This window comes from Bacteroides sp. UBA939, assembly GCF_002293435.1.
Classification (GTDB): Bacteria; Bacteroidota; Bacteroidia; order Bacteroidales; family Bacteroidaceae; genus Bacteroides.
Genome location: NZ_DBDF01000211.1, coordinates 1 through 7,330 on the forward strand (window position 1 = coordinate 1; position 7,330 = coordinate 7,330).

The 7,330-nt window shown below is 46.0% G+C and carries 5 protein-coding genes; 2 read left to right on the forward strand and 3 right to left on the reverse strand.

Annotated elements, in window-relative coordinates:
* The coding region (locus B2Z67_RS13890) for an RHS repeat domain-containing protein (protein ID WP_291530436.1) at positions 1-2,418 on the forward strand (2,418 nt) is incomplete at its 5' end.
* Positions 2,399-2,866, forward strand: a complete 468-nt coding sequence (locus tag B2Z67_RS13895) for a hypothetical protein (protein ID WP_291530437.1) — start codon at positions 2,399-2,401, stop codon at positions 2,864-2,866. The genes B2Z67_RS13890 and B2Z67_RS13895, both read left to right, overlap by 20 nt.
* A 462-nt stretch (positions 2,867-3,328) precedes the next feature.
* Here B2Z67_RS13895 and B2Z67_RS13900 read toward each other — a convergent pair whose 3' ends face one another.
* The 3 genes from B2Z67_RS13900 to ltrA all read right to left on the reverse strand — a co-directional run bounded on the left by B2Z67_RS13900 (position 3,329) and on the right by ltrA (position 7,137).
* Positions 3,329-4,447, reverse strand: coding sequence for a helix-turn-helix domain-containing protein (locus tag B2Z67_RS13900; protein WP_291530438.1), 1,119 nt, complete (start codon positions 4,445-4,447; stop codon positions 3,329-3,331).
* Positions 4,440-5,639 (reverse strand): hypothetical protein, encoded by a 1,200-nt coding sequence (locus tag B2Z67_RS13905; protein ID WP_291530439.1) that lies wholly within the window; start codon positions 5,637-5,639, stop codon positions 4,440-4,442. Before B2Z67_RS13905 ends, B2Z67_RS13900 begins: the two co-directional genes overlap by 8 nt.
* A gap of 94 nt (positions 5,640-5,733) precedes the next feature.
* Entirely contained in the window at positions 5,734-7,137 is a 1,404-nt protein-coding gene (gene ltrA / locus B2Z67_RS13910) for a group II intron reverse transcriptase/maturase (protein ID WP_291530440.1), read from the reverse strand.
* Positions 7,138-7,330: the final 193 nt, after the last annotated feature.

Below are 7,330 nucleotides of genomic sequence, written 5' to 3' on the forward strand. Positions count from 1 at the left end.
ACGTACTACATATATGACAAAGCTGACCGGCTTATCTTCTCCCAGGACGGCGAGCAGCGCAAGAAATCCCCAAAAGAATGGACATTCTCCATACCCGACGTGTTCGGACGCGTATGCGTGACAGGAATCTGTTCCAACACTTACAACGCGTTGGCGACCACATCGCCATTGGTGAACGTCGTGATAAAAGCCGACCGAAACAATACCACAAGTGCTTACAAGGGATACACCATCTTGGGTCTTAACCTTACAACCCCTACCGTGCTAACCGTAAACTATTACGACAATTATATTTTCCTGGGGCAAAACAATATTCCCCCCAATACGGATGAAAAGGTGAAATACACGTCCGAAGACGGTTACGGAACCTGGTACGGAACGGACTACACCACCGCCAACAAGGTAAAGAACAAAGGCATGCTGACCGGTACGCTGACGGCGCAGTTGACCGGTGGTACGGTAAGCACAACGAACTACCTGTACACCGTAATGTACTACGACGTCAAAGGAAGGCTTGTCCAGTCCAAATCCAACAACCACCTTACAGGCGGCAGCGAAAAGGAATACTTCGCCTATAACTTCACCGGGCAGGCTACCAAGCGCAAACATGTACACGTGGCTGCGGGGACGACGCAGACGGAAGTCTATACATACGCCTACGACGATGCCGGGCGGCTTACGAGCGTGAAGCACAAGCTGAACACAGGCGATGAAGTAATCCTCGCCGCCAATACGTACGATGAACTCGGTCGTCTGAAAACTAGCCAACGGAACGGGAACGCATCCTTGAAGAGTACCTATACTTACAATGTCCGTTCCTGGATGAAGTCGATCTCTTCCACCCTGTTCACCCAGACGCTGTATTACAACGACGCTTACGGCAGCAACACGCCCCGGTACAACGGGAACATCTCCGCCATGAGCTGGAAACTCTCCAACGAGAGCAAGACCAGGGGATACCGATTTACTTACGACAACCTCTCCCGGCTTACCGCCGCAGGCTATCTGGAAAACGGAAGCGTGAACAGCAATTTCAATACCACATACACCTACGACAAACACGGCAACATGACCGGCTTGACACGCAGGGGGAATACCGGCACCTCGACCTACGGCATCATCGACAACCTGACGATGACTTATGCGGGTAACCAGCTAATAAAGGCTGAAGACTCGGGAGCCAGCGTTAGTTTATCCGCTTCAATGGACTTCAAGAATGGTTCCAATACCGCCCGTGAATACTATTACAACAGGAACGGCAACCTGATAAAGGATTTAAATAAGGGAATAAGCAACATATCATATAATTTGCTAAATTTGCCGTGTTCACTCGCAATATCCAATTCTTCCGGTTCGGCAACGAATACGTACGTGTATGCGGTCGACGGGCGGAAGCTGACCGCAACTATCAGCGGAAAGAAGACGGATTACGCCGGGAACATGATCTATGAAAACAGTACGTTGAAGCGTATACTCATTGAAGGCGGTTACATTGAGATTGGAAGCGGAAGCACCACCAACGATACCTACCACTTCTACCTGACCGACCATTTGGGCAACAACCGGGTGGTTGCCAAGGGAAGCGGGACGATAGTGCAAAGCAATCACTACTATCCTTATGGAATGTTGTTCACCGAAGGGACGCAGACTTCCTCACAGCCGTACAAGTTCGGAGGAAAGGAATTGGATACGCAGAAGGGGCTGAACTGGTATGACTTCGAGGCAAGATGGAAAGATGATTGGAGTTTTCCGACGCCTGACCCGCTGGCGGAGAAGTATTATTCAATTAGTCCGTATGTTTATTGCATGAATAATCCGATGAGATATATTGATCCTAATGGGGAAGAGGTCGTTGCATTAGGTGAAGTGTCTCGAAGAAACATTTCTAATACTTTAACAAAAAAGGAGGCAAAATTTGTAAAATTCGAAAAAGATGGAACATTAAATGTAAGCAGACTAAACAAAAGTAAAAGTGAATCAGAAAATATGCTTGCGTTAAAAACACTAGCAAATAGTGAAACAACCTATAACTTTTCTGTAACAGATAAAGATGTTGAGGGGGAAGCTTTTAGCCTAACTTATAAAGGGTTAACCGCAATACCAGGAGAAGAAAATAAATCTTCCCCTGATGGTAACGTTTGGATTCAGACAAGTTCATTTTTAGATGAAAAAGGGCAAGCACAAAATGTTGCTCATGAAGCTTATGGGCATGCTTATTTTTATGAACTAAAAAAAACCGATAAAAGTTATGATTATAATCATCGATATGTAAATGTTGCTGGTGAACCAGAATGGGACGCTGAATTTAACATGTATGTTGTTCCCAATATTAGAACAGAGACAAATTTAAGATTAAAAAAACAAATAGAAATAGTAACTAAACAAGCCGGAAAAAATTATGATGATAAAAAGAAATAATATATTATTATTAGGTATAGCTCTACTGTTTTCCAATTACTTTTGGATTAATGCGCAAGAGAATAAAAATATTAGTATGTGCGTTGAAGTTGATACTTTTTCAACTTCACTTATTAGGATAGAATTGCCTTGTGGTTATAAAAAAAGAATACACAATTACGAGGAGGGTAAATTTATTGATTATTATTATAATAATGGTTCTATTATTACGTTATTTAAAGGAGCTTTACAAAAGACGCCATTACTTGCCAATAGTAAATGTTATATAGTAAGTAGAACCGACACCTTAGGTGGTAAAATTATCATTAGAGGAACAATAAATGATAAAGTTTGGAGAGAAGATTCTTTTGAAGGAATTAGAGCCTGTTATGAAAAGGTTCCAATTGACAAAATGAACATATTTGATAATATATTAGATAGTTTATCCGTTTTTACACATTATAAGTAATCAAGAAATGCCTATGGGAAATAGAATAAATAGTCATGTTTTTATCTGTTAGTATGGATAAAGATAAGAATGTTACCTATCAAATATATGATAATGAAGAAGAATATAAAAAGACAACGTCAAGTTGCAAATACATGATTTTAAGTAGCCTGCATTATTCATCCCGTGGGACAAATAAATCCGTCTCATGAGATGAAAAAATCCGTCTCGTGAGACTGTGAAATTTGTCCCACGGGACGGATTTATACTCTTACCAAGTGGTAGCAAACAGATGATTCACGGAGTATTGGCTTTAANNGTATGAATAATGCAGGTTAAATGCTGCGCTACGTTATCCTACCCGGAAGATAAAAAGAAATCCGCGTCGGCTTTGGCACACAGGTAACTGCGGGTGGTGTTGTCTTTGCGGGCTTAGCCGACGGCAAAGACCTCGATTCGCATTACTCCCCGAGGGTTGTCAGTTTACTCCCCGAGGGTTGTCAGTTTGTCTTCGGCTTTTTTGACACGGGCGTATGCACGATAGTTGGAGAACCCCGCCTGTATGACCAATTCCATGCCCGAAAGATCCCGGCAGGCCGGGTCGAGACGGATGCGTTCAAGCTCCTGCAATCGCTGACGGTTTATCCAACGGCTGAAGTTCATGCCGTACTCCCTGTTGATAAAGTTCGACAGGTAGGTTCGGTTGGTATTCAGATCCACCGCAACATCGGCAATATGCAGTTTCGCGTTTAGATAGGGCTTGTGGGTGCTCATATACTTTTCGAACCGGGCGCGGCGGATTTTTCGTATTTTCTCCGCGTGTTCCTCCTCCGGGCGCGGCAGCGGGATGACCGTGTAGTTCTCGGCGACGATATTGTAGCACAGCAAAATCAACTGTACGATTATCAGCACACAGGGAACTATTATGATAAGCGACCCCATGAGTACCGTCTTACCGAAGATGAAATCTATCAGCGGCAAGGTTATCACGGATATTTTCAACCAGAAAATTTGCATCATCCACCGTGTGGACGACCTCCCCTCATCGGCCAAATAATCGGGCGCCACCCTGTTGTACGCCACGATGCGTCTCAGAGACAGCATGGCGTAGACGATATTCCACACGAAGATCCCGGCAGCCTTGCTCAGGAACAGCACCGAATAGGCCTCATAGCCCGGAGCAAGCTCTCCGCGCGACTCCACGATATATATCTGGGAGTCCATCGGAACGAAGAACGACCATACGAACAGAACGAAGGGTATCAGTACGGGAAGCAGGTAATGCCAACGCGAAAACTTTTCCTCCCTGCCCGTTCCGGTCAAAAAGAAGATGATGCGGTAAAATATGACGTGCCAGATGAAGAATCCGAAATAGAAAAAAGATTGAAGAATAACGAATACATGGGGAGAGATAATATAGAGCATCATACATATCCACCCCAAGCCACTCATGCAGTAGGCGAATATCAGAGACCTGACGAGTGTCACGGGTTTGGGCCTGCGCGACAGCAGGTACATCACCATCACCACCACGCAAATAATGGAGACGGCGGCCTGGATTTCGTATATCAGGCTGACATATATATCCTGCCGGTTAGTCATCGCCGCCGTTATTTTCCGAAACAACCTTCATTCCTTCCGTCCCATTTCCGTTGCCGGGGTTCTTTTCGGCCTCGGCCGCCCGCCTGTAACCCCGGTCGTTGGCAAATCCTGCAAGAAGGGCAAGCTCCGCTCGTGTTTTGGACGCACTGGAGGGCAGCACCACCAGCCGTTCCATCTCCTGCAGGCGCAGGCGGTTCAGGTAACGGCTGAAGTTCACTCCGTAAGTCCGGTTCACAAAGGCCGAAACAGTGTTCCGCGAGGCGGCGAACGTCTCCGTAAGGTCGGTTATCCTGAACGACGGGTCGAGCCACGGTTTGTCGGTTTTCATATAGTGGTCCAGCGTCTTGCGCGTCAGCGTGAGCCGTGTCTGGGGTTGGGGTTGGGGTTGGGGTTGTGTCCGGGGGCTGGGTTGTGGTTGGGCAATTTCACTCCCGGCAGACGTTTTGCCGTGCGAACCGGACGGCCTCCAGCATCTTCTTTTTGCAGGCGTTTCATCCTCTTCTTCTCCCTCCGGGCGGGCGTAGAGCAGAAAATTGCGCGAGATGATGTGATACCCGATCACCGCGTGTTCGGCGACAATAACAAAAGCGGCGATAAGACCGCACCACCGGGTGATGAACACCCCGCGCGGATAGATATACTGCATGAATGTCACCGCCATGACAAGCACCACACAGGCCATCACCACCCACACCCAATTGGCAGGCCTGCGCAGGTGTGCACGTTTGCGGCCACGGTTCGTTTCGCGGTAGTAGCGGTAAAGCCGGACGATACAGAGCGGAAAATAGACAATGCTGAACAGGAGTCGCATCAAAGGTTTCGACAGAAAGAGCTGCGAATAAGCCGGCCGGCCGGGATCGGGGACGCCTCTGTTCTCTAAAAGCCACGACTGCACGTCATAAGGAACGAAAACAGACCACACCGCAAGTAACCCCACGATTCCCACCGGCAGCGCGTAGTGCCACAGTGAAAAGGGCGTCAGGCGTTCCGTCCGCGAGAGTGTGCAGATGAGACGGTACAGTTGAACGGGCACCAGAATCATTCCCAGATAGCCAGTCAAGTTAAGCACCACGGCCGCGCGGGGCAGGTATTGATACGCCACGAGGAATGTCCACATCGCAATGTAGATGAGATAGAGCCATGCGGCGATCCATTTCACCTCCTTTTCATGACGGGTGTTGCTATCGGCCAACGAGTAGGAGGAAAATAAAATAGTTTTCCTCCTATTTTATTTTCCGACCTCTCACACCACCGTACGTGCCGTTCGGCATACGGCGGTTCCTTACTTACGATACCACTTTACGATAACAGTCCATAAGAAATGGGTAATTGGCTCGTCTCAAATTGTCATTATTTAGAGCACGGGTTAAGATATAGCTATGAGAGATATGCCAATAACCCTTACGGGTATTTGCCCACTCCCATGCTTTCTTTTTATTTATCCCACTCTTGCATAAGTTATTGAAGCGAGTTCTTACTTTCTTCCAGCATTTCCAAATGCACATCCGAAGCCTACACCTGTACCATTCATCCAATGTTTGAAGTCGTTTCTTCATTTCGGCAAGCTTGAAGTATTCAAGCCAGCCTCGAATAAACAATCGAAGTGTGATTTTCCGTTTTTCATACCCCATCCCATTGCTGCGACCTGTCAATTCCTTTAAGCGGGTTTTGAGTTTGACGTAACTTTTAGGGTGGACAATTAAGCGACATTCTCCTGACTTGAGATAGAAACTATAGCCAAGGAACTTCATGCCTCGTACATAGCCTACACTCGTCTTCTCTTTGTTTACCCGTAGATATAGTACTTCTTCTATAAAACGAATGATACTGACTTTGGTCCGTTCTGCTGCCCGTTTACTCTTACAGAAGATTAAACAGTCATCCGCATAACGAACAAAAGGATGACCGCGACGTTCCAATTCTTTATCCAATTCGTTAAGCATAATATTACTCAACAATGGACTTAATGGACCGCCTTGGGGAACTCCGGAGAAATTATGCTCAAACTTGTTCTCTATTCGAACTCCTGCAAGCAGATATTTATGGATGAGCGAGATTACACGACCATCTTTTATCCGTTTAGATAGGATTTCTATCAGGCGACTATGGTTGACCGTATCGAAGAATTTCTCCAAATCCAAGTCAACTGCATATCTATAGCCTGAGGTGATAATAGTTTGAGATTGTTTTAAGGCATCATGGCAACTACGCTTGGGGCGAAAGCCATAGCTGGTATCACTAAATTCACGCTCGTAGAGGGGTGAGAGAATTTGTGATAGGGACTGTTGTACAAAACGGTCTACTACTGTAGGAATGCCCAGTTGACGTTTCTTGCCGTCTGCCTTGGGAATTGCTACTCGAAGAACAGGATTAGGACGATATGTACCTTGTCTGATTGACAACAACAGGTCTTCTTTGTTGCGCAATAACCATGGTAAAAGTTCGTCTGTTTCCATTCCATCTATTCCCCCGCTTCCATGATTGGACACTACTTGTTGATAAGCCTTGTTCAGGTTATGGGCAGAAAGGATTTGTTCCAGTAGATTGTCTTGCGTAAATAGTACTTCCGTGAGGTTGTTTTCAGTTATCCCGATAAAAGTCTGCACTCCACCATAGCCTTCGGATTCCGTCCTATTCCCATCGTGGCAGCTATCACTAATCGTTGATATTTTCTGCATTCGTCCTTTCATCTGGTAACATTCATTTACTACTCACTTACAATAAAGTTCTGCCCTTCGATACTTAGTAAGACTTCCTGCTATACATTTTTTTTTTCATGGGCAGGCTTGTATCCGTATCTACTATGGCGTCTGCTGACTTCTCACAGCAAGCTTTACTCCGTGCTTCTGAAAAAAAAAACATCCACACGTCTGTGAGACCTCC